Origin of the sequence: Saliniradius amylolyticus (assembly GCF_003143555.1) — a bacterium.
In the GTDB taxonomy this organism is placed as follows: domain Bacteria; phylum Pseudomonadota; class Gammaproteobacteria; order Enterobacterales; family Alteromonadaceae; genus Saliniradius; species Saliniradius amylolyticus.
Genome location: NZ_CP029347.1, coordinates 2,098,037 through 2,119,957, shown reverse-complemented (window position 1 = coordinate 2,119,957; position 21,921 = coordinate 2,098,037). Strand labels below are relative to the sequence as shown.

The window sequence follows — 21,921 nt, the reverse complement described above, 5'->3', positions numbered from 1 at the left end:
TATACTCCGCCGCTTCTTTGGCAACCCCCTCCGGCACTATGAAACTGATCATCAAGCTGCATCCCGAGATCACCATTAAGAGTGACGATGTCCGTCGTCGTTTTACTCGTTTGCTCGAATCCAATGTACGTAATGTATTTAAGCCCTATGAGTTTAAGGTAGCGGTGCACAACCGTTGGGATAAGCTCGAGTTGGTGGCGGCGGCAGATACCCCTGAGCAACAGCAGCAGGTCCGAGCGCAGCTAAAGTGCATTCCGGGCATTGAGCAGTGCCTGCTGGTCAAGGAAAGCGACTACCAGGATCTGGATGATATCTATCAGCAGGTGAAACAGGTTTGGGGCGATAAGCTGGCTGGAAAGACCTTTGCCGTGCGCGCCAAGCGCCGTGGCAAGCACGAGTTTTCTTCTATGGAAGTCGCCCGCTATGTGGGGGGCGGTCTCAACCAGAACTGTAATACCGCTGGTGTTAAACTCAAAAATCCCGATGTCACTATCGAGCTGGAAGTGAACAAGGACAAGCTGCTGATCATCCACGAACGTTTTAAGTGTCTGGGTGGTATGCCCTTGCCGACGCAAGAGGATGTGGTGTCGCTGATCTCCGGCGGTTTCGACTCCAGTGTGGCGAGTTTCCAGATGATCCGTCGTGGGGCCCGTACCCATTTTTGTTTTTTCAATCTGGGCGGCCGCGAGCATGAAATTGGCGTTAAGCAGGTATGTAAGTACCTGTGGCAGCGTTACTCAGCCTCTCATCGGGTGAAGTTTATCGGCGTGGACTTTGAGCCCGTGGTGGCCGAGATCCTGGAAAAAGTCGACAACGGCCTGATGGGGGTGGTGCTTAAGCGTATGATGATGCGTGCCGCTGCACTGGTCGCCGACAAGCTGGCCACATCCACTATCGTCACCGGCGAGTGTATGGGGCAGGTGTCCAGTCAGACCCTGGCGAATTTGGATGTGATCAATAAAGCCACTGATAAACTGGTGCTGCGCCCGCTTATCGCCATGGATAAATCGGAAATTATCCGTCAGGCGCGGGAGATTGGCGTGGAAGACCTGGCTGCAGGAATCCCCGAATATTGTGGTGTTATTTCCAAGAAGCCAACGGTGAAAGCAATACTGGAGCGGGTAGAGGAAGAGGAAGCCAAACTATCAGCGGATCTGATCGAGCGAGTGGTCTATGCCGCCGATATGCAGGATATCCGGCGTATCGTTAAGGAAGCCGAGCATCAGGTAAGTAGCGCCGAAACCAGCAGCACCCTGCCTGAAGCGGCAGTAGTGGTGGATATTCGAAGCCAGGATGAGGTGGACGATAAACCGCTGAGCCTGGATGGTATAGCAATCGAGCACATTCCATTTTTCAAGCTGGCCACTCAGTTTGCCGAGCTGCCTCAGGACAGGGAGTATTATCTGTACTGTGATCGCGGGGTGATGAGCCAGATGCAGGCACTGCTGCTTAAAGAGCAGGGCTATAGCAATGTAAGGGTTTACCGGCCTAAGTAGCGGCTTGCTGGGCGTGGATAGCCTCAAGCACTGCCTGGTGCTCTGGGGTGGCAATGCCCAGCCTTTGCCCTTCCTGGCACAGGTAACCATTGATGTAGTCAATCTCCGTGGGCCGCTGCTGCATCAGATCCTGATACATGGATGAGTAATTATCCGAAGTTTGCTCGATCACCTCGGCCACCGCCCTTTCGAGGTCTTCATGTCCGCGAATGCCAAGTCCCTGCATTAACGCTCGGGCTTCATCGATCAGTGTTTGAATCTGAGCCTGATATTGGGGCTGACTTAGCTGACCATTGCGTACTTGGTGCAGGGCCGTCAGGGGATTGATCACACTATTGACGACTAATTTACGCCACAGGGCTTCACTGAGATCCTGATGCCAGTATACCGGACTTAATAACTCCTCCAGCACCGCATGCACCTTTTGCTCGCGGGACTGATTGACTTCGCTGACCCAGCTAAGATGAGTGTCGCCCTGAGCCGTCTGGGTTACTCTATGCTGCTGTTTATAAGCTGCTAGTCGAGTGATTCCCTGAATAAAAGAACATTCTGGCGCAAGGTGCCGGGCCTTCTCCAGAACACCCAGGCCATTGTGCAGTAAGACCAGAGTCTGAGTGCTGAGATATGGACTAACTTGCTCCAGCATCGACTGGACCTGATAGGCTTTCAGTGGCAATAGCAGTAATTCATCGCCCCGCAAGCTGGCGGGGTTTTGTTGAGCCGAGGGTAAGCGCAGGCAGGCGGCGTCCAAAGGTTGGAATTCGATGGACTGCTTTTGTCTGCGGGGTAAGACCCGATAATCCAGGCCATGCAGCTCGCAGCGGTAGGCCAGTACGGAGCCAATGGCTCCTTGCCCCGCAATCAGGACCCGCATAGCTTGCGACGCTTGATAAAGTAAACACTAAAAATCATCCCGTAACCTAAGGCAATACCCAGGCTATCGGCTAATAGGTCGCCCCAACTGGCACTGCGGTAGGGGAGGCTATACTGGCTCAGTTCCGACAGTACGGCGATGGAAAACAGTAGACCCACGAGCCACTGATCTTTGAGGCGCAAGCTGAGCTTCATGAGTACACAAAGACCCATAAAGTAAAGTCCGTGATGAAGCTTGTCATTACCACCCCTGACCGGCAGGTTGTCTGCTGGAGCCCAGAGAAGGGCGAACAGCAGTACCAGAGCTGCGATCAGCAATGCAAAAAAACCTTGATGTCGAATATAGCGGCGCACGGGCATAGTCAGTTGTTTTTAGATGTGGAAGTGACAGCGCCTATTTTGGGCCAGTGTTGTTGCCAGGGCAAGCGGTAACCGAGTGAATCAAGCTGCTGATTGAGTAAGTCAAAGTGTTCACCCGTCCTGGCTGGTTGGTAAAACTCATAGTCATGCTGTTGATAACGAAATCTCAGCGCATAGGCGTGCAGATAAGTACGATCGGCTTTGTGGCCACCGTATAAGTCATCGCCCAGGATTGGGCTGGACAGGCTTTTCATTGCGACCCTGAGTTGGTGGGTTTTGCCGGTGTGTGGCTTAAGCAAAAAGGCGCGCACACCGGGAGCCAGGCTTTGACTGAAAAACTGGGTAACCGCCGGAGCCTGACGTGACGCGGTCAACTTCCATTGGCCACGGCGAGCCTTTTCCATATCACCGATAATTCGCCCCTGCTTTTTATGTGGTTTCTGAGCGCTTAAGGCCAGGTAATACTTTTCGATTTGACGCTCGGCAAAAAGCTGGGCCAGTTCGGCGGCGGCCTCAGAATGCCGGGCAACTAGTAATAAACCCGAGGTCACCTTATCCAGCCGGTGCACCAAAAACCAGTCCGATTCGCCGGTTAACTCCGCCAATTCACAGACTAGCCCTGGGTTGCCATGCTGGCGGTGCATACCTAAGCCAGCAGGCTTGTTCAGCACAACAAAGTCCGGATGCTGAAAGATAAGATCGTTTTGACTGAGCACGGCCAAACAGGATGGTTAGCTGAAAACACCATTATGCCTTATCTGCTGGAATGACGGTATCCCCTTGCGTCGGAACGGGTTTTCTGGCTTATTAAAGCTACAGAATTTGTTTATTAAGGATCGATATGAAGTCTCGTTATCTTATCTTGATGGCGGCAATGGGGGCATGCTTGCTGGCCGGATGCTCACAATGGAACGAGGACACGGATTTACCGGCTGGCATGACGCTGGTCAAGCAGCATACCCCAGAGAATAAGGTGGGTATCGCCTACAATGAATACCAACTGGAAAACGGCCTGACAGTGGTTTTACACGAGGATCATTCCGATCCCTTAGTGCATGTGGATGTGACCTATCATGTGGGTTCAGCCCGGGAAGAGCCGGGCCGTTCGGGCTTTGCGCACTTCTTTGAACACATGATGTTCCAAGGCTCGCAGAATGTCGAGGACGAGCAGCACTTTGAGCTTATCACCGAGGCCGGCGGGTCGATGAATGGCACCACCAACAGCGATCGCACCAATTATTATCAGACGGTGCCCGCCAATCAGTTGGAAAAGGTCCTTTGGTTGGAAGCGGATCGCATGGGCTATTTGCTGGATGCGGTTACCCAGAAAAAGTTTGAGGTGCAACGGGAAACGGTCAAAAATGAGCGGGGCCAGCGTTATGACAATCGCCCTTATGGCTTGCGCTCGGAGACTGTCGCCGAGGCGCTGTATCCTCAAGGACACCCTTATTCCTGGCCGACCATTGGTTACACCGAGGACCTGGACCGGGTCAACGTGAACGACCTAAAACGCTTCTTCCTGCGTTGGTATGGTCCCAATAATGCGGTGCTTACCATCGGCGGCGATATTGACCGGGCTCAGACGTTAGCCTGGGTCGAAAAATACTTTGGCCCCATTGCCAAGGGGCCAGCGGTCGACCCCGCCCCCAAAGAGCCGGTGCAGTTGGAGCAGGACCGTTATGTCACTTTAGAAGACAATGTCCACCTGCCGCTGTTACAAATTACTTTGCCCACGGTACACCACCGCCACCCGGATGAGGCGCCTTTGGATGTACTGGCGGATATTCTCGGTGGCGGCAAGACTTCGCTGTTTTACAAGAACCTTGTGAAAACAGGCCTGACGGTGCAAGCAGCGGTGGGCCATCCCTGCCGGGAACTGGCCTGCGAGTTTCAGTTATTTGCCCTGGCTAACCCTCAGGCCTCGAAAAACCTGACCCAACTGCAGGAGGTGGTTTCAAAGACCCTGAGTGAGTTCGAACAACGCGGGGTGAACGCCGACGATCTGGCCCGAACCAAGGCCAGTATTAAGTCATCCACTATCTATGGCTTGCAGAGCGTTGCCGGCAAGGTGTCGGAGCTGGCGGCGAATAAAACCTTTGACGGGGAAGCCGATCTGGTGAAATACGATGTGGAGCGCTATGAAGCGGTAACCGCTGAGGATGTGATGCGTGTCTACCAGAAGTACGTTAAAGACCAGCCAGCGGTGGTGTTAAGCATTGTGCCCGAGGGGCAGACTCAACTGGCAGTGGCAGAGTCCAACTACACGCCGCCTGAACGTCCGAAAACTGAGCCAACTAAAACAGCGGGAGTTAACTGGCAGGCCCCTAATGATGACTTCGACCGCAGTCAAATTCCCAAGATCGGGCCTGCGCCGACCATCTCAGTGCCAGAGTACTGGAAGCAGAAAATGGACAACGGCCTGCAGATCAGTGGTCATTACAGCGATGAGACGCCCACTATTTTATTAAGCCTGACTATGGAAGGGGGACCTTTACTGGAGTCCCGCGAGCAAGCGGGACTGGCATCGCTCACCGCGCGGATGATGGAAGAGGGCACGCAAGACTCGTCGGCTGAAACCATTGCCAATCAGCTGGCGAAGCTTGGCAGCAGCATTCACTTTAGTGCCAGTGGTCGTTATACCCAGGTTGAGGTGTCGGCACTGACCGAAAACTTAACACCGACGCTGAATATCTTGGAGGAGATGCTGTTTGAGCCTGCGTTTAACGAGCAGGATCTGGCACGCATCAAGCAGCAACGGATGCAGTCAATGCACCAGATGATCAAAGAGCCGACAGAGTTGGCCAGTCGCGGACAATCCCTGCTGCTGTACGGCAAGGATAACCGGATCTCGCTGCCAGACACCGGCACCCTGGACAGCCTGGCGAGCCTGACAGTTGAAGACGTGCGCCGCTTCTACAAGCAATATTACAGTCCGGCTAAGGCTCAGCTGGTGGCAGTGGGGAATCTGTCTCAGCAGGAATTGTTAAGCCACATCGACTTTTTAAGCCAGTGGCAGGGGGATGATTATGCACTCCCCGCCTATCAGCCTTTTCCGCCGCTGGATACCGATAAAGTCTTTGTGATCAACAAGCCTCAGGCGGCTCAGTCGCTGATTCGTTTGTTCAAGCCTGCGCCGCCCTATGACGCTACCGGCACTCAGTTTCAGTTGAAGCTGATGAACTTTCCTCTTGGGGGCATGTTTAACAGCCGTTTAAATCTGAAACTGCGTGAGGATAAAGGCTGGACCTATGGGGCCTCCAGTCGCTTCAGTGGCGGCAAAACGCTGGGACAATTTGTGGCCGGGGCCAATATTAAGCAGGCCCATACCACCGAGGCCATCGAGGTGTTTTTCGATGAAATCGGGCAATACCAGCAACACGGCATGAGCGACGAAGAGTTGGAAATGATGCGTCGGTCCTATCTGCAAAGTCAGGCCCTGGACTATGAGACCCCGTCACAGAAGGCAGGTTTTTTGCGGAAGTTACAGAGCTATGGGCTGGATCGCAGTGTGGTGAAAAAGCAAAACCAGTTGATCAAAACGCTGCCACGCCGTGCCTTGAACGAGTTGGCCCGAGAGCACCTTAAGCCGGAGTCACTGGCGCTGCTGGTGGTGGGCGATAAGGCAAAACTGGAAGCGCAACTGGCCGAGCTGGAAAGGGAAATCCAGCTGATCACCGTACCATTGTAACGATCGGTTATCGCCTTATTGGGAAACGGCCCCTGATTAATTCCTTAGTCAGGGGCCTTGCATCCCTTGAAATTCTATTTATGCTCCCCACTCATGGGGTTTGCTTTATCTAACCGGGATCGATTTTGTCAGCGAATACATTACCCTTTTCCGAGCGCCTGGCGGCGTTGCAACAACCGCAGGTTATTCAGGCGTTAGCGGGTATCCAGCACGGTATTGAGCGTGAGGCGTTAAGGATAAACCCTGATGGCACATTGGCACAGACGCCCCATGGCAAGGCTCTGGGTTCAGCCTTGTGTCACCCCTCTATTACCACCGACTTCTCCGAAGCGTTGCTGGAATTTATCACCGATCCCCATGAAGAGCCGCGCCGGGTTCTGGCCCAGCTTGGCGATATTCAGCGCTTTGTGCAGGATAACATTGGCGAAGAGCGACTGTGGCCAGTGAGTATGCCCTGTTACATCGACAGCGAAGAAAACATCCCCATCGCCAATTTTGGCAAATCCAATGCGGCACGTATGAAAAGCCTGTATCGGGTAGGGTTAAAAAATCGCTACGGCAGTATGATGCAGGCCATCGCCGGGGTGCATTATAACTTTTCCCTGCCTCCGGCTTTCTGGCAAGCCTTTCAGGCGCAGGTGCAGGAAGGTCAGGGCGATCAGGACAGTATTTCAGCCGGATACTTCCAACTGATCCGCAATTATCGCCAACTGTGCTGGTTGATCCCTTATTTGTATGGCGCGTCACCAGCCATGTGCGGATCATTTTTGGATGAACAGAGCAAGGCTGAGTTTTCCCGCTTTGGCAAAGGTTCTTATTATCTGCCCTATGCGACGTCACTGAGAATGAGCGACCTGGGTTATACCAACAATGCTCAGTCAGGGCTGAATATTTGCTATAACTCGCTGGAAGCCTATATCGCGTCTTTGCGCGATGCCATTCGCACCCCCTCAAATGACTATGCTCGCTTCTCGGGGAAAAAGGACGGCGAGTACCAGCAACTCAACAGCAATGTGCTGCAAATCGAAAACGAGCTGTATTCGCCCATCCGACCTAAGCAGCCGACTCAGTCGCTGGAAAAACCCACCGACGCTCTGGAGCGCCGTGGCGTCAGTTACATCGAAGTGCGAGCATTGGATGTAAACCCCTTCACCGCCCTCGGCGTGAGCCTGGAACAGTTCCACTTCCTGGATGTGTTTTTGCTCTACTGTGCCGTGCGCGCCAACCCCGGAATGACGCCTGAGCAATATCAGGAAACCGAAGACAATATGAAGGTGGTAGTGAAAGAAGGGCGCCGCCCCGGTGTGCAGTTAACCCGGAATGGGCAGCGGCAGGCGTTAACGTCATGGGCCGAACAGCTATTTAATGACCTTGCAGAAGTGGCTAAGGTGCTGGACAGGGTACATGGCGGTGACGACTACTCGCGTGCCGTGCACTTTGAAAAACAAAAGATTCATAATCCCGATCTCACCCCCTCGGCACGTATGCTCCATGAGATGCGCCATCACGCAGGTGGAACGGGGCAGTATGCGCTCAACCTGGCTGAGAATTACCGTCAACATATTGCCCGGCAGCCTTATCACTACTATCAGCCGACGGATCTGGTTTCTCTGGCACAGCGGTCGCTTCAAGAGCAACAGGCTCAGGAAGACGCTGATTCAATGGACTTCGATGCCTTCTTGCAGGATTATTTTAAGGTGCCGGATAAAAGCTGTGCCTGAATGACGCATAAAAAAAAAGCCCGGTCAGGGACCGGGCGAGTAGTGTTGTTCAGGGAAACACATCAAACACAGTAATTATGAGTGTCTAATTGGGAAGAAGTTCAGGGTGATTGTAAAAAAGATTCGATTAATTTTACTGTCAGTAACGATAGTAACCCTGGGAGGCTGTGCCACGGCCCCTCCCGAAAATGCCAGCAACCTCTGTGAAATCTTTTTTGAAAAACGTGACTGGTACGATGCCGCCGCTGATATGAACGAGAAGTGGGGGGTGCCCATTCATGTACCCATGGCCATGATGTACCAGGAAAGCTCGTTCCGCTCCGATGCACTGCCTCCAAGAGATTACGTCTTCTTTGGCCTTATCCCTTGGGGAAGAGTCAGCTCGGCCTATGGTTACTCTCAAGCCAAGACTCCCACTTGGGAGGATTACAAGCGCGAGACAGGCAACGGCTGGGCCTCGCGCACCGATTTTGATGACGCCATCGACTTTATGGGCTGGTTTATCACCAAAACCCATCAGATTAACGGCGTATCTAAGTGGGATGCTCACGGCCAGTACCTGAACTACCATGAAGGCTGGGGCGGCTATCAGCGTAAAACCTATAATCGTAAACGCTGGCTGAAAAACGTCGCCTGGAAGGTCAAACAACGTTCACTGCGTTATGCGACTCAGTTAAAAGGCTGCCAGGAAGAATTGGACAGCAGCTGGTTATGGCGGCTGCTGTTTGGCTGATATGTCTTCCTTAATGCTGTTCCCAGCCACTCCTGAGCACTTGATTACCATGATGCCGTGGTTCAAAACCGAGGCCGAGTTGAAGCAATGGGCGGGGCCCAGGTTTCGTTACCCCTTTGATCACCGTTCGTTTATTGAAGACACTAAGCTGGATAGGCTCAACTCACAGGCACTGATGCAAGGTGATGCTTTAGTAGGCTTTGGGCAGTTTTACGAACGGGCAGGGCGTTGTCACCTGGGGCGTTTAGTGATTAACCCTGATTGCCGCGGGCAGGGGCATATCCATACGCTGGTGGAGCTGATGATTCAAAAGGCACAATCTGCCTTATCCTTGCCGGATGTGTCTTTGTTTGTGTTGCCTGACAACACAACCGCTATCCGGGCCTACCAGAAACAAGGCTTTAGGTTTGCCGATTACCCCGGAAATGACCCGGTAGAGGGGATGGTGTATATGGTCAAAACCGCTGCTTGAGCCTGTCCTCTGTGGCATAATGCTGGCGCTATTCATACCGAGGTTTTATGTCGACTAAGTCTTACCGTATCCCCGCCGCCGAACAGCTCTATGAGCTGGAAATTAAACGCAGCAAGCATATTGCCTATGCGACTCGAGCCAGTAGTAAAGATGAGGCGGAAGCCTACATCCGGGAAATACGCGAGCAGCATCCTCAGGCCAATCATGTGTGCTGGGCCTATATCGCCGGAGCGCCCGGTACCACGGTCACCTCAATGAGTGATGATGGCGAGCCGAGCGGCACAGCTGGTATGCCCATGCTCAAGGTCTTGCAGTATTCGGGTCTGGGCGAGATTGTGGTGGCGGTAGTGCGTTACTTTGGCGGCATCAAGCTGGGGACCGGAGGTCTGCAGCGGGCTTACTCCGACTCGGTGACCGGTGTGCTGGCTCTTTTACCGACCCGGGAGTTTGTTTCTCGCACTGAACTTAGCCTGACTTACGACTACGCCCAGGACGGCGCCATCAGCCAACTACTGCAAAGCTTTAACATCGACAATCTGGAAAGCGACTATGGTGAACAAATCACCGTCACGCTGGCAGTGGCAGATGATCAGATGGAAAGTTTAAAGGCCCAGTTGACCAACATTTGCTCCGGACAGATCCGCATAGACAAAAGTAAGTAACCCTCTATTCCTGCTTCCTGAGAGTCAAGTATATATTCTCACAGTTTATTTTTTATGTAATAAAATATTTACAAAAATGTTAACAAGGGAATATTTTATTGCTATGGTCTTTGCGGGTGGCAAAAACCAGACGGTTTCATAGGAATGCATTGTAGCTTTAAGGACGCCGCCTATAACAATAACCAAAGAGAGGGCATTCCTATGAAGAATAAATACTTACTGGCCTGTGGCATCCTTGCTTCGGGCTTTTTCCACCAGGCAGCATTGGCCGACTTCCAGCAGGGATTGCAAGATACCCTGACCACGGCTTTCAATAACACCAGTGACATTCCCGGCGTTGCTGTGGCGGTTGCGACTCCTGATCAGGGTGTTGTTTTTACTGGCGTTGGTATTGGAAATACCGAGACCGGAGAGGTCGTTAATATTAACCAGCGTTTTCGTTTAGCCAGTGTCAGTAAGGCTTACACCGGGGCGTTGATCATGAAGTTGCAGGAAGCCGGCTATCTCAACGTCGATGACAAGTTGAGCGATCATCTTTACATTTCGGGATTGCCCAATGCCGATACCATCACGCTAAGGCAATTGTTGGATCATTCCGCTGGGGTTTACGACCATATCAATGGTAGTAATGACTTCTGGAGTATCGCGCTTGACCCCTATAAAGTTTGGACGTCGTCGGAGATCGTTCAGTATCCGATCGATTATGGCTCCACGCATCAACCGGGTACCGCTTATAGCTATTCCAATACCGGTACGTATATTCTGGGAATGGTCATTGAGACGGTGACGGGCCTTACCCTTGCGGATGCATTTGATCAGTGGTTAATTCAGCCCTTGTCTTTGACCGATACCTTCCTGGACGACTGGAGTACTCCTTCCAACACGATCACTGACTTAGCCGCTAACAGTCGGGCTTATGAGTTTCATAAAACAGGAATTGGCGCTGCTGGAGCGGTGGTAGCAACACCCTCTGATGCTGCCGTTCTTGCCCGAGAGGTATACGGTGCCCGTTATATCAGTGCGGCATCGGTCACTGAAATGACCACCCCCTCCGCCAATAACAGCAGTTATGGACTGTCTACACGCTTATGGCCTGCTTCTACCCATCGGTATCAGCACGTGGGACATACTGGCAGTCTGTCGGGTTATAACGCCGTAGTGAAATACATTCCGGAGTTTGATGTTAGCATCATGGTGTCGGCGAATGGCTACGCCAAGAAAAGTTCCAATTGGTACTCATTGGTCAATGATGTGCTTTACTACGTTGGCGACTGGTATGCGAACAATACGGCACCCACTTGCCCGGCGCCTGCGGTCGACGAAGTGACCATTGATAATGATGGGGCTATGGTTAACGGCAGTTGGGTAACCAACACCAAAGGCTCAAAACATTACGGCAATAGCTACCTGTCAGATAACGACAGTCAAAAGGGCAGTCTTGATGTGGCTTATGCATTTACTGGCCTGGCTGAAGGTGTCTGGGAAGTGCTGGAGTACCACCCGGAAGCGAAACATGGCAGTACCAGTAGCCCGGTAATGATTAATACCAGCGGTGCATCCTATGCGGCCAGCATCAATCATGCTGGCAACGGCAGTCAGTGGAATTCACTGGGCGAGTATACCGTGGACAGTGCGGGACAATTAGATGTGACTCTGAGTAACACGAATACCTCGGGAGAAGTTCTTGCCGATGCCATCAGAGTGCGCTTTAAAGACTGCTTGTAGTGTTGAGCCTTTAGTGTTAGGCCTGAAAATTGGCGCTAATGCCTGAAGCGTGAAACTGTGGCCTTCCTATTTTGGAAGGCCAATATTCCAGAAAAATCCGTTACTTTCTCATTCCCTCCGGTACCTCAATCAACACTAACAACGCGCCCTTACCGCCCCATTCCAGTGGGGCTTCGTGAAAGGCCTGGACTTTAGGGTGTTGCACCAGCCAGTTGGGTACGGCACTTTTTAAGATATTGCCGCCGATGCCGTGGACGATGCAGACACAGTGCACATGTTGTTTTTCGGCGCTGTGGATCAGCGCGGCGATCTCTTCCTTGGCGGTGTCACGCTTCATGCCATGAAGATCCAGAATCAACTCGGGGGCATAGTCACCACGGCGTAGGCATTTTAACTGGTAGCTCTGGTCTTTATCGCGGCTGTATTTCACCGGCTGGTTAGGGTCAAACCAGGCCTGGAAACCGTCGGAAAACTCAAAGCTGGCCGCCACCTGTTTGCGCTCGGCATTGGCGCGCCGTTCGGTATGTTTTATTCCAGTTTGGTGCTTGCCTGACGGGCGTTGAGGCGGTATTTTGTCTTGCTCTAACGGCCGGGTTCCGCCAATGGCGCTGCGAAATAGCGCAATTTCGTCGTCATTCAATTTGTGTTTTTTCGACATAACAAGGCGGCGGTGGTGAAAAGGCCGCTATCATAACAAATTTCTTTCTGTGCAGGTAAATCAGCGCCATGACGACATCCCCAATTATTGAGCCCGCCGTTAACGAACTTTCCACCCTGCTGGATATGCTGCGCTGGACGGTCAGTCGTTTTAACAGCGAAGAGGTATACTTCGGACATGGTACCGATAATGCTTGGGATGAGGCACGCTCGCTGGTCACTCAGGCGGTGCATTTACCCTTTGATATTGATGATCGCCTGCTGGATGCGCGCCTGACTGCTGCTGAGCGCCAGACCATCGCCGAGTTGGTGCAGGCCCGTATCGAACAGCGAGTGCCGCTGGCGTATTTGACCAATCAGGCCTGGTTCTGTGGCCTGCCGTTTTATGTGGACGAGCGGGTACTGGTGCCCCGTTCGCCTTTTGCCGAACTGATTCAAAACCGCTTCGCGCCCTTTGTAAACAGTGAGCCCGAGCACATTCTGGATATGTGTACCGGCAGCGGCTGTATCGCCATTGCCCTGGCGTATGAGTACCCTGAGGCTCAGGTGGATGCGGTGGATATCAGCCCGGACGCGCTGGCGGTGGCGGAGATCAACATCGAGCAGCATGGTCTGAACGATCGGGTATTCCCCATCTACTCCGACGGTTTCAGCGGTGTGGGTGGGCAAAAGTACGATCTGATTGTCGCCAACCCCCCTTATGTGGATGCCGAGGATATGGCCGACCTGCCCGATGAATTTCGCCATGAGCCGGAGCTGGGACTGGCCTCCGGCGAGGATGGGTTGGAGCTTACCGATGAATTGCTCGCCAGGGCGCCCGAGCATCTGACCGATGAGGGCTGGCTGCTGGTGGAAATCGGCAATTCCATGGTGCACTTTGAGCAGCGCTATCCAGGCCTGGAAGTGATCTGGGTAGAACTGGAGCACGGTGGTCACGGTATTTTTGCCATCTCGCGTCAGGCGCTGGTGGCTTATCAGGAACAACAGGATTAATTGCAATTATGGCCGGAAATAGCTTTGGAAAATTATTTACTCTGACCACCTTTGGTGAAAGCCACGGTATTGCTATAGGCGGGGTGGTAGATGGGTGCCCGCCGGGGCTGGAAATCAGCGTCGAGGACTTACAGGTGGATCTGGACCGGCGCAAGCCGGGCACCAGTCGTTACACCACCGCCCGTCGTGAGGCCGACGAGGTGAAAATCCTCTCCGGTGTGTTTGAGGGTAAAACCACTGGCACCTCCATTGGGCTCCTGATCGAAAACACCGATCAGCGCTCCAAGGATTACTCCAAGATCAAAGACATCTTCCGTCCCGGCCATGCCGATTACACCTATCAGCAAAAATATGGCTTGCGCGATTATCGTGGTGGTGGACGCTCCAGCGCGCGGGAAACCGCCATTCGGGTGGCGGCCGGGGCCATTGCCAAGAAATATTTAAAGGATCACCTGGGCGTTGAGATTAGAGGTTTTCTGTCGCAGTTGGGACCGGTAAAAGCCGAGCCCAAGGACCTGAGCATCGTCAACGACAACCCATTCTTCTGCCCGGACCCGGATAAGCTCGATGAATTAGACGCCTATATGCGCGACCTTAAAAAAGAGGGGGATTCTGTCGGTGCCAAGGTGTCTGTAGTGGCGACGGGCATCCCGGTCGGCCTGGGCGAGCCGGTATTCGACCGCCTGGATGCCGATATCGCCCATGCCATGATGGGCATTAATGCCGTTAAGGGCGTGGAAGTGGGTGATGGCTTCGATGTAGTGACCCAAAAAGGCTCCGAGCACAGAGATAGCCTGACGCCCGAGGGTTTTAGCTCCAATCGCAGCGGCGGAGTGTTAGGGGGGATCTCCTCAGGGCAGGATATTAAGGTGAGCTTGGCGTTAAAGCCCACCTCCAGTATCAGTGTGCCCGGTGAGACGGTGGATATTGACGGCAATAGCGCCGAGATCGTCACCAAGGGCCGTCACGATCCCTGTGTCGGCATTCGCGCCGTGCCCATTGCCGAGGCCATGCTCGCTCTGGTGCTGATGGACCACTTCCTGCGCCATCGCGGGCAGAATGCGGATGTGGCGTCGACTACGCCGGTTATCCCTGCTCAGAAAAATTAATCCACTCTGATGCGATTTTCCTTTACCGCTGGCCAACCGTGGCTGGCGGTTTCTTATTTTTTGTATTTTGGCACCCTTGGCGTTTTGGTGCCCTATCTGTCGCTGTTTTTAGATGGCCGGGGCATGAGCTCGGAAACCATCGGCTCGCTTTTAGCCATCATCACCCTAGCCCGTATTGCGGGACCCTATTTGTGGGCCAATCTGGCCGATCGCAGCGGTAAGGTATTAACGATTCTGCAGTTGGGCTCGCTGGTGGCTTGCCTGAGTTTTATTGTGATCCTGTTTCTCTACGGCTTCTGGCCGCTGGCGCTGGGCTTTTCGGCGGCACTGTTGTTTTGGAGCGCCATTATGCCGCAGCTGGAAGTGATCACTCTGAACGCGGTGGACGGCGACTCCGGTGGCTATACCCGTATCCGGTTGTGGGGCAGTATCGGTTTCATCTTGTTGACCATATTATCGGGTCTGTTGGTGGACCTGTTTGGCACCGAGGCCATTATGGTCAGTTGTGTGCTAATTATGGCGGCGCTGTTTGCCAGCAGTTTGAAGCTCACCGAGCCGTCGGCACCCGAGCACCATGAGGTCAAAGGCAGTTTGTGGCAAAAGCTAAAACAGCCGCTGTTTATCGGTTTTATCGCCGTGGCCTGTTTGCAGCAAATTGGCCTTGCGCCCTACAACGCTTTTTTTACCCTGTATATGAAAGACATCGGCTATAACGGCACCCAAACCGGGCTGTTACTTTCGGTAGGTGTGCTAGCCGAGATCGGCATCTTCATTATCGCCGGGCGGGTTATCGGCCGTTTGGGCATTAAACGGGTCATGCAACTGAGCCTGGCCCTAACCGTGCTGCGTTGGTATGTGCTGGCCTATCATGCCAGCGTGCCCGAGTTGTTGATCCCCAGTCAGCTGATTCATGCGGCCAGCTTCGGCCTGACTCATGCCTGCGCCATTCGTTTTATTCACCAGTACTTTGGTCGTCAGTTTCAAAGTCGTGGTCAGGCCCTTTACGTGAGCCTGGCCACAGGCCTGGGGGCGGCGCTGGGCAACTATGGCGCGGGCAGCCTATGGCAGCAGGGCACCGGGGCCAGTTTGACCTTCGAGGTGGCTATGGCGGTGGTGTTGCTGGCGTTTGTGATCATGAGTCTGCTGCCCCGTCGGCGTCTGGATGCTTGAGTGGCTCCGGCGCGCTGGTTACAATGCGCGCTCTTTCGCTTAGAGGGTGTCATCAGCGCTTTGGCAATTCAGCATCGTTATCAGGATTTAATCCGTATTTTTGAACAGACCTTTTTCGCCGAGTATCAGACTCGTCTGGTAAAAGGTGACGATGAGCCTGTCTATCTGCCGGCGGATAAGCACATCCCTTATCATCGCATTATTTTTGCCCATGGCTACTATGCTAGTGCCTTACATGAGATTGCGCACTGGTGTGTGGCGGGTGCCGAGCGCCGAAAGCTCGAGGACTATGGCTATTGGTATTGTCCCGATGGCCGTAACGCCGAGCAGCAAGCCGAGTTTGAGAAGGTGGAAGTGAAGCCCCAGGCCATCGAATGGGCCTTTAGCGCGGCAGCGCAAAAGCCGTTTCGGGTGAGCACCGATAATCTCAATGGTGCGGAGCCCGATAGAGAAGCTTTTACTGAAGCAGTGCGTAAGCAGGCACTCACGTATCTGGAGAAAGGGTTTCCAAACCGTGTGGCGCAATTTATTCAGGCGCTAAGAGAGTTTTACCAAACACCGCCGCTGACCTCGGCGACGTTTTCGGAAAAGGAGCCTGCCTGTGTTTAAGCTGGGCCTGATTATTAACCCCTATGCCGGTATCGGCGGTGCCCTGGCGCTAAAAGGCAGCGATGGGGCAGCAGTTCGGCAAAAGGCACTGGCCATGGGCGCCGAGCAGAAAGCCCCGAAACGGGCGGCCGAAGCACTGGAATTGTTAGCCCCGCTTAAAGATCGCATCGGCATTGTGACCGCCGCTGGCGATATGGGCCAGCGTATTGCCGAGCAACTTGGCTTTGAGACTGAGGTGATCTACCAGCCGCCCGAGCAGACCGAAGCAAAGGACAGCCAAAAGCTGGCCGAGCTTTTGATGGAGCAGCACGTGGATTTGATTCTCTTTGCCGGTGGCGATGGCACCGCACGCAATATCTGTGATGTGGTGGGCGAGACGCTGCCGGTATTAGGCATTCCGGCGGGCTGTAAGATCCACTCCGGCGTTTACACGGTAACGCCCAAGGCGGCCGGTAAGGTGGTGGAAAAGCTGGTCAAAGGCGAACTGCTCAGCCTTCGTGAAGCAGATGTGATGGACATCGACGAAGAGCAATTCCGCCAAGGGCAGGTCCGGGCCCGGCGTTTTGGTGAGATGCGCGTTCCGGCCGAGCTTCAATATGTGCAAGCGGTGAAAATGGGCGGTCGTGAGTCCGATGAGCTGGTGTTAGCCGATATTGCCGCCCATGTAATCGAGTCAATGAACGATGAGCTTTATATTATGGGTTCGGGCTCGACGGTGGCTTCCATCATGGAAGAACTTGGGCTGGATAACACCCTGCTGGGTGTAGATCTGGTACACAATGAAGAGCTTATCGGCCAGGATATGACGGCCGAAGCATTGTTAAGCGCCGTTAAAGGGAAAGCCGCCAAGCTAGTGATTACCCTGATTGGCGGTCAGGGCCATCTGTTTGGTCGCGGTAATCAGCAGCTCAGTCCCGAGGTCATCCGTGCTGTGGGGCGGGATCATATCTTGGTGGTTGCGACTAAGACCAAGCTTCAGGCATTGGATGGGCGGCCTCTGATTGCCGATACCGGCGACGCCGAGTTGGATAAGGCGCTATCCGGCCCCATCACGGTGATCACCGGCTTTCACGATCAAGTCATTTATCCGGTGGCCTCACCGGGCAGTGAGTAAACAGGAGTATGCCAATGTCGCAGCAGCGGTTTGAACGCTTTATCGAGCATGTGGAAGCCGAGTACGAGCATACGCTGGAGCAGGGCAGCGAACAGGAACTGTTTGTGGCCAGTTACCTCAATGGCCATTTCGATCTTAAGGTGGCCGAAGCCCTGAACGCCCAGGATTACAGCCTGGATAATCTCAATCAGGCCATGCAGTCGTCGCTGGATGCGGCTTTTGCCGAAAAGGAGTTGGAAGACAGAGATGCTCAGCAGGTGGCCGAGCGCTGGCAACGACTGACTCAATTCGATAATTAACCTGGCATAAAACCTGCTTTAGATTAGGCCAGTAATGGCAATGTCGGTGTTTTGACACCGTGATAAAGGGGTTTTATGCGTATTCTTGTTCTGCTTGGTGTGGTGCTCACCTCCCTAGCAGGGTGTGCCTTGCAGGCACCCCCACAGTCTGGTGGTACGCCGGACTATCAACGGCCCATTCCCGTCGCCCGGGAACTGGGTGAGATCGAACTACACACCTTTTATCTGGCCGATGAGCTCTTTGGCCTGATGGAACAGCGCTTCGATAATCTCGGCAATGGCCGTTTCGCCGTTGCCACCTTCGTGCCAGTGGCTCCCATGCAGTACCAGCAAAACGAACAACATCCTTTGAACCTCTTAGGCCATCAGCTGGAACAAGGCCTGATGACCGAAGCGAGCCGTCGGGGCTACATTACTCATGATTTTAAAGTGATGGACGATATTATTATTGAGCCCAGAGCGGATCGAGTGATGTCCCGGAAAGTGAGTGAGCTTGCTCAGGGCCATGCCATCGATTTTTATATCTCTGGCACCCTGACCGAGCAGGAAAACGGCGCCATGGTTAACGCCCGGGTGATCTCGGTTAAAGATAAGTCGGTGGTGGCTGCCGCCACTAAGTTTTTCCCCGCAGAGTTGTTCTGGCAACAGGAAAGGGTGACCACCCGAAACGGAATGCTCTATATCAAACCTGCATCGGAGTAAGTCATGATGAATTTGCGCGCTTTTATGGTTGCTGTATTGGTGACGCCGGTAGTCACAGGCTGCGTCGTTCACCCAGACGATCAGTCTCATAAAACGACGGTAGATATCCGCTCTCAGGCACCTAAGGTCGAGAGTAAGCCCCCTATAACCAATGTGGGTGGCTACTATGGTGCTTCGCCGAAAAGCAAGTCTCAACCTCTTAACCATTATTATCGTCAAAATCAGCCGCAGGTGGATGCCTTCGGTGCCGTACAGGCTTTCGGACAGGGGGCGGTGTATGCCGACAGCGACCGCGCCTACTATGGCAAAGAATTAACTAAACATGTGGGCGACTATGTGCGCAACCTGACCCAGGATCTGATCGGCAATATGGAGTATGTGTCTGACAAGACGCCGGTGGGCGTGACTCACTTTGCCTTATTAGACAGCGACCTGCAGAAGACCAATCTGTTAGGCTTCCAGCTGGCCGAATCCTTTATGCACGAGCTGCACAAGTTCCGCATTCCTGTACTGGATTATAAGTCCACCGACTACATCCGGGTAACGGAGCAAGGCGACTTTATTCTCAGCCGTGACTTTCTGGAGCTGGAAGAGAGCGCCCCGCTGGAGTATATCCTTACCGGCACCCTGACCCGCCATCAGGGGGGCTATCTGGTGAATGCCCGTATCCTAGGCTTGGAATCTAAGGCCGTGGTGGCCAGTGCTCAGAAGCTGATCCCTTACTATGTGGTGGAAGCCATCCTGCCCAGTAATGAAGAAACAGTGGATGGAGTGAAACTGGTGGAAGGAGACTAGTATGCGAGCCATGTTACTAATGCCGCTGCTATTGAGCTTGATGGCGTGTAACACGACCAGGCCCTTCTTCTATGCTGTTGTGGAGCCAGAACCGGTGGCCGCACCACAGCCCGAGTACCGGGCCCCCAGCAATAGTTATCGGGCTCATTACACTCACAAAGCGTTGGACGATTACGCCAACCAGATTGCCATGGAGTTGATGAGAAACCTTGGCTCCTTATCCAAGGGGGAGACATTGGCCGTGGCGTCTTTTGTGGAACTGGACAACAGCCTTAATACTACAAGTGTTCTGGGCAATCAGGTGGCCGAAAAGCTGATCGCTCAGATGCAAAGCTATGGCATTACACTGGTGGATTATAAGGCCACCGGGGATATCACGGTGACCGCTCAGGGGGACCTGGTATTTTCCCGTCAGTTAGAAGATCTCGCGTCTAAGCAGCATATCGACTATGTTTTGGCTGGAACCCTGAGCCGGCACCACCGCGGGGTCGACGTAAGCTCACGGATTATCTCAATGCAGGATCGTTCTGTGGTGTCAAGCGCCAGTAATTTTATTCCCGGTTTTGTAGTGGCCAGCCTCCGGCCGAAGTTAGCGCATTAACCCCGTATAAGCTCGCGAATTAAAAAGCGGTTGGGACTTAACGCGGCCAACTGATCTCGCGTCAGTGGCAAGGCCTTGCCGCCGATCTGGCAAGCCAGTGCCTCAGCGGCCAGCGGTGCCGTGCATAAGGCGCGCGATCCAAAACCGGTCAGCACATAGAGCCCCGCGTGTTGTTCTGGCTCTGTGTACCGCTGCGCTTTTGGAAAACGGTGTAGTGTCTGATACTGTTCACGCTGAGCCTGATAATCGGGCACTCTTCCCACCAGAGGCAGGTGATCCGGGGTAGACAGCCTCACCGAGGCTCTTGCTTGTCCATCGCTGCCAATCTGTTGCGCCCAGTCACAGTCCTTTAACGCCTGTGCTTGCTGAGATAGGTTACTCTCGGTTTCAGAGATTCTCGCCTCGGTATTAACGTCACCTTTAATGTAAGTGGAGCCCAAGGCATGACGATTGTTCAGAGCCGGGGTGAGATAGCCCTTATGGCAGAGTACCGTCTTGAGGTTGTTTAACTGGCCCTGGCTTGGCACTGATTCTACCTGACCGCGTACGGGCCTTAGCGGCAGATCGGCCAGTGCGTCAAGTTGCGCACCCTCGGCACCGGAAGCCAGCACTAAAATCTCGGTGTCATACTCAAGGCCGTTACTAAACTCAAGACGCCAGCCTTTGTCCTGTGGCTCGAGTGATGCCAGTTCATGTTCTGAATACAGCTGGCAGTACTCGCCGCAGGCGTCAAACAGAGCCCTGACCAGTTGAGCCGGATTAATCCAACCGCCGTATTTAAAAAAGATCCCTGAGTAGGGTAGAGGCAGACCCGCCAGCTCTTCGGCTCGCTCGGCACTGACTCCTTTTAACAGCGTTTCCGGCCAGATCCCCTTAGACAACAGGTTCTGCAAACGGGCATCGCTGTTCGCGTTAAAGCCAAGTTGAAGCACGCCGCAAAACTGGTGTTCAAAGGTATGACCGTGATCAAGTAATTGAGCATAGCGGCGGCGTGCAAATTCAAAGCCTTGTGCCATCAACAAGCTGGCGGTGTTGGCCTGGGCATGGAGTTGAGGGTAAAAACCGCCCTGGGTATTGCCCGACGCACCATCGGCGATGCCCTTAGTGAATACTCTTACCCGATAGCCTTGCTGAACCAGACTATAAGCCAGGTTGGCGCCGGCCAAGCCTGCACCGATAATACAGACTTCACGCCCGGTTGCAGCCTGTGGGCAAAACCAGGGCTGAGGATGAGGTGTGGTGACTTGAACGGTGAGCGTCCCGGCCAGCATCTCTCGCTTTCGGCCGAAGCCTGGTACTTTTTTTACATCAAAGCCCGCCTCCTGCAACCCGCGCCGCACAAAACCCGCGGCGGTAAAGGTGGCAAAGGTGCTGTTGTCTTTACCCAGTCGTGCCATATGGGAAAAGAGCTCGTCGGTCCACATATCGGGATTTTTGCTCGGGGCAAAGCCGTCTAAGAACCAGGCGTCCACTAATCCTTGCTTCGGGCATTCCATCTGGGGAAGGAGTTGATGCAGATCGCCCAGCCAGAGGTCCAGAACCACCTCATAGTTGTTACAGAAGAAGTGCAGGCGGTGGCAGCCATAGGTGGCAGAAGGATAATTGGCTTGTAAGCGCCGACTGTAATCGGCCAGTTCAGGCCATCGGGCAAGTGCGGTGGCCAGATCCTGAGCGCTTATTGGGTGTTTTTCGGTGCTGATAAATCTGAGTCGGGTTAGTGGTGAATCGGGCTGCTGACGACGGAATTGCCCGAAGGCTTGCCAACTGGCCAGAAAGTTCAGCCCCGTGCCGAATCCCGTTTCGGCAATGCAAAATTCATCAAGTTGGTACTGACACCAGCGCTGAGAAAGTCCATTATTATGGATGAACACAAACCGGCTCTCCTCCAGGCCATTGGCATTGGAGAAGTACACATCGTCATAGCTCTCTGCCACTGGGGTACCCTGTTCATTAAAGTGCAGGCGAGCGGTTTCCAGTGACATAGTTAGGATCCTGTTAGACAGTGACGGGCAGAAGGCAGCTATTTTACGTAAGCCGGATATAAAACCAATAGCTTCCTGTGTTGTCGGACAGGAAAGAGCAGACCAGTTAGCGCGTCAAAATCATTACCATGTACGGCGTAAACATTAACCAAGAGCGATT

21 protein-coding genes are annotated in these 21,921 nt (G+C 53.5%); 16 read left to right on the top strand and 5 right to left on the bottom strand.

The window, feature by feature from the left end; all coding sequences use genetic code 11:
• Nucleotides 1-38: 38 nt before the first annotated feature.
• Nucleotides 39-1,496, top strand: coding sequence for a tRNA uracil 4-sulfurtransferase ThiI (gene thiI, locus HMF8227_RS09850; RefSeq protein WP_109340019.1), 1,458 nt, complete (start codon nt 39-41; stop codon nt 1,494-1,496).
• Here the strand turns inward: thiI and HMF8227_RS09845 are convergent.
• From HMF8227_RS09845 to HMF8227_RS09835, 3 genes are read right to left on the bottom strand one after another with little or no spacing between them, the layout of a single operon-like run.
• Nucleotides 1,489-2,370 carry a ketopantoate reductase family protein gene (locus HMF8227_RS09845; RefSeq protein ID WP_109340018.1) on the bottom strand — a complete coding sequence of 294 codons (882 nt, stop codon included), beginning with the start codon at nt 2,368-2,370 and terminating at the stop codon, nt 1,489-1,491. The two genes, thiI and HMF8227_RS09845, sit on opposite strands and share 8 nt — an antisense overlap.
• Nucleotides 2,358-2,723 (bottom strand): VanZ family protein, encoded by a 366-nt coding sequence (locus HMF8227_RS15195; protein WP_239421256.1) that lies wholly within the window; start codon nt 2,721-2,723, stop codon nt 2,358-2,360. Before HMF8227_RS15195 ends, HMF8227_RS09845 begins: the two co-directional genes overlap by 13 nt.
• A gap of 8 nt (nt 2,724-2,731) precedes the next feature.
• Nucleotides 2,732-3,445, bottom strand: coding sequence for a TIGR01621 family pseudouridine synthase (locus tag HMF8227_RS09835; protein WP_109341072.1), 714 nt, complete (start codon nt 3,443-3,445; stop codon nt 2,732-2,734).
• A gap of 125 nt (nt 3,446-3,570) precedes the next feature.
• Between HMF8227_RS09835 and HMF8227_RS09830 the strand changes: the two genes are divergently transcribed.
• The 6 genes from HMF8227_RS09830 (at nt 3,571) to HMF8227_RS09805 (ending at nt 11,730) form a co-directional block, all read left to right on the top strand.
• Nucleotides 3,571-6,417, top strand: a complete 2,847-nt coding sequence (locus HMF8227_RS09830; RefSeq protein WP_109340017.1) for a M16 family metallopeptidase — start codon at nt 3,571-3,573, stop codon at nt 6,415-6,417.
• 125 nt (nt 6,418-6,542) lie between these two features.
• Complete coding sequence (gshA, locus tag HMF8227_RS09825) at nt 6,543-8,138, top strand: glutamate--cysteine ligase (protein ID WP_109340016.1); 1,596 nt, start codon at nt 6,543-6,545, stop codon at nt 8,136-8,138.
• Nucleotides 8,139-8,244: 106 nt separating this feature from the next.
• Nucleotides 8,245-8,871 carry a transglycosylase SLT domain-containing protein gene (locus tag HMF8227_RS09820; protein ID WP_239421254.1) on the top strand — a complete coding sequence of 209 codons (627 nt, stop codon included), beginning with the start codon at nt 8,245-8,247 and terminating at the stop codon, nt 8,869-8,871.
• Nucleotide 8,872: 1 nt separating this feature from the next.
• Nucleotides 8,873-9,343 (top strand): GNAT family N-acetyltransferase, encoded by a 471-nt coding sequence (locus HMF8227_RS09815; RefSeq protein ID WP_239421351.1) that lies wholly within the window; start codon nt 8,873-8,875, stop codon nt 9,341-9,343.
• 47 nt (nt 9,344-9,390) lie between these two features.
• The gene (locus tag HMF8227_RS09810) at nt 9,391-10,005 is read left to right on the top strand and encodes a YigZ family protein (protein ID WP_109340015.1); all 615 of its coding nucleotides are present in this window, start codon (nt 9,391-9,393) and stop codon (nt 10,003-10,005) included.
• A 201-nt stretch (nt 10,006-10,206) separates the two neighbouring features.
• Nucleotides 10,207-11,730, top strand: a complete 1,524-nt coding sequence (locus HMF8227_RS09805; RefSeq protein WP_162558568.1) for a serine hydrolase — start codon at nt 10,207-10,209, stop codon at nt 11,728-11,730.
• Nucleotides 11,731-11,830: 100 nt separating this feature from the next.
• On the opposite strand, the gene smrB is transcribed toward HMF8227_RS09805, so the two are convergent.
• Complete coding sequence (gene smrB / locus HMF8227_RS09800; RefSeq protein WP_109340013.1) at nt 11,831-12,388, bottom strand: endonuclease SmrB; 558 nt, start codon at nt 12,386-12,388, stop codon at nt 11,831-11,833.
• A 68-nt stretch (nt 12,389-12,456) separates the two neighbouring features.
• Between smrB and prmB the strand changes: the two genes are divergently transcribed.
• The 9 genes from prmB (at nt 12,457) to HMF8227_RS09755 (ending at nt 19,779) form a co-directional block, all read left to right on the top strand.
• Nucleotides 12,457-13,380: a 50S ribosomal protein L3 N(5)-glutamine methyltransferase gene (gene prmB, locus HMF8227_RS09795; RefSeq protein WP_109340012.1), complete on the top strand. Its 924-nt coding sequence runs from the start codon at nt 12,457-12,459 to the stop codon at nt 13,378-13,380.
• A gap of 8 nt (nt 13,381-13,388) precedes the next feature.
• A complete protein-coding gene (gene aroC / locus HMF8227_RS09790; RefSeq protein WP_109340011.1) occupies nt 13,389-14,489 on the top strand; it encodes a chorismate synthase in 1,101 nt (366 codons plus the stop codon).
• A 9-nt stretch (nt 14,490-14,498) separates the two neighbouring features.
• Entirely contained in the window at nt 14,499-15,659 is a 1,161-nt protein-coding gene (locus HMF8227_RS09785) for an MFS transporter (RefSeq protein ID WP_109340010.1), read from the top strand.
• Between the two features lie 66 nt (nt 15,660-15,725).
• Nucleotides 15,726-16,268, top strand: coding sequence for an elongation factor P hydroxylase (locus HMF8227_RS09780; protein ID WP_204101089.1), 543 nt, complete (start codon nt 15,726-15,728; stop codon nt 16,266-16,268).
• Nucleotides 16,255-17,382: an ATP-NAD kinase family protein gene (locus HMF8227_RS09775; RefSeq protein ID WP_109340009.1), complete on the top strand. Its 1,128-nt coding sequence runs from the start codon at nt 16,255-16,257 to the stop codon at nt 17,380-17,382. Before HMF8227_RS09780 ends, HMF8227_RS09775 begins: the two co-directional genes overlap by 14 nt.
• A gap of 14 nt (nt 17,383-17,396) precedes the next feature.
• Complete coding sequence (locus HMF8227_RS09770) at nt 17,397-17,681, top strand: YfcL family protein (protein ID WP_162558567.1); 285 nt, start codon at nt 17,397-17,399, stop codon at nt 17,679-17,681.
• Nucleotides 17,682-17,756: 75 nt separating this feature from the next.
• Entirely contained in the window at nt 17,757-18,383 is a 627-nt protein-coding gene (locus HMF8227_RS09765) for a FlgO family outer membrane protein (protein WP_109340007.1), read from the top strand.
• A 3-nt stretch (nt 18,384-18,386) separates the two neighbouring features.
• Nucleotides 18,387-19,178, top strand: coding sequence for a FlgO family outer membrane protein (locus HMF8227_RS15065; RefSeq protein WP_239421252.1), 792 nt, complete (start codon nt 18,387-18,389; stop codon nt 19,176-19,178).
• A gap of 1 nt (nt 19,179) precedes the next feature.
• Nucleotides 19,180-19,779 carry a FlgO family outer membrane protein gene (locus HMF8227_RS09755; protein WP_109340006.1) on the top strand — a complete coding sequence of 200 codons (600 nt, stop codon included), beginning with the start codon at nt 19,180-19,182 and terminating at the stop codon, nt 19,777-19,779.
• Here HMF8227_RS09755 and mnmC read toward each other — a convergent pair.
• Nucleotides 19,776-21,761 (bottom strand): bifunctional tRNA (5-methylaminomethyl-2-thiouridine)(34)-methyltransferase MnmC2/FAD-dependent 5-carboxymethylaminomethyl-2-thiouridine(34) oxidoreductase MnmC1, encoded by a 1,986-nt coding sequence (mnmC, locus tag HMF8227_RS09750; RefSeq protein WP_109340005.1) that lies wholly within the window; start codon nt 21,759-21,761, stop codon nt 19,776-19,778. The two genes, HMF8227_RS09755 and mnmC, sit on opposite strands and share 4 nt — an antisense overlap.
• Between the last annotated feature and the right edge of the window lie 160 nt (nt 21,762-21,921).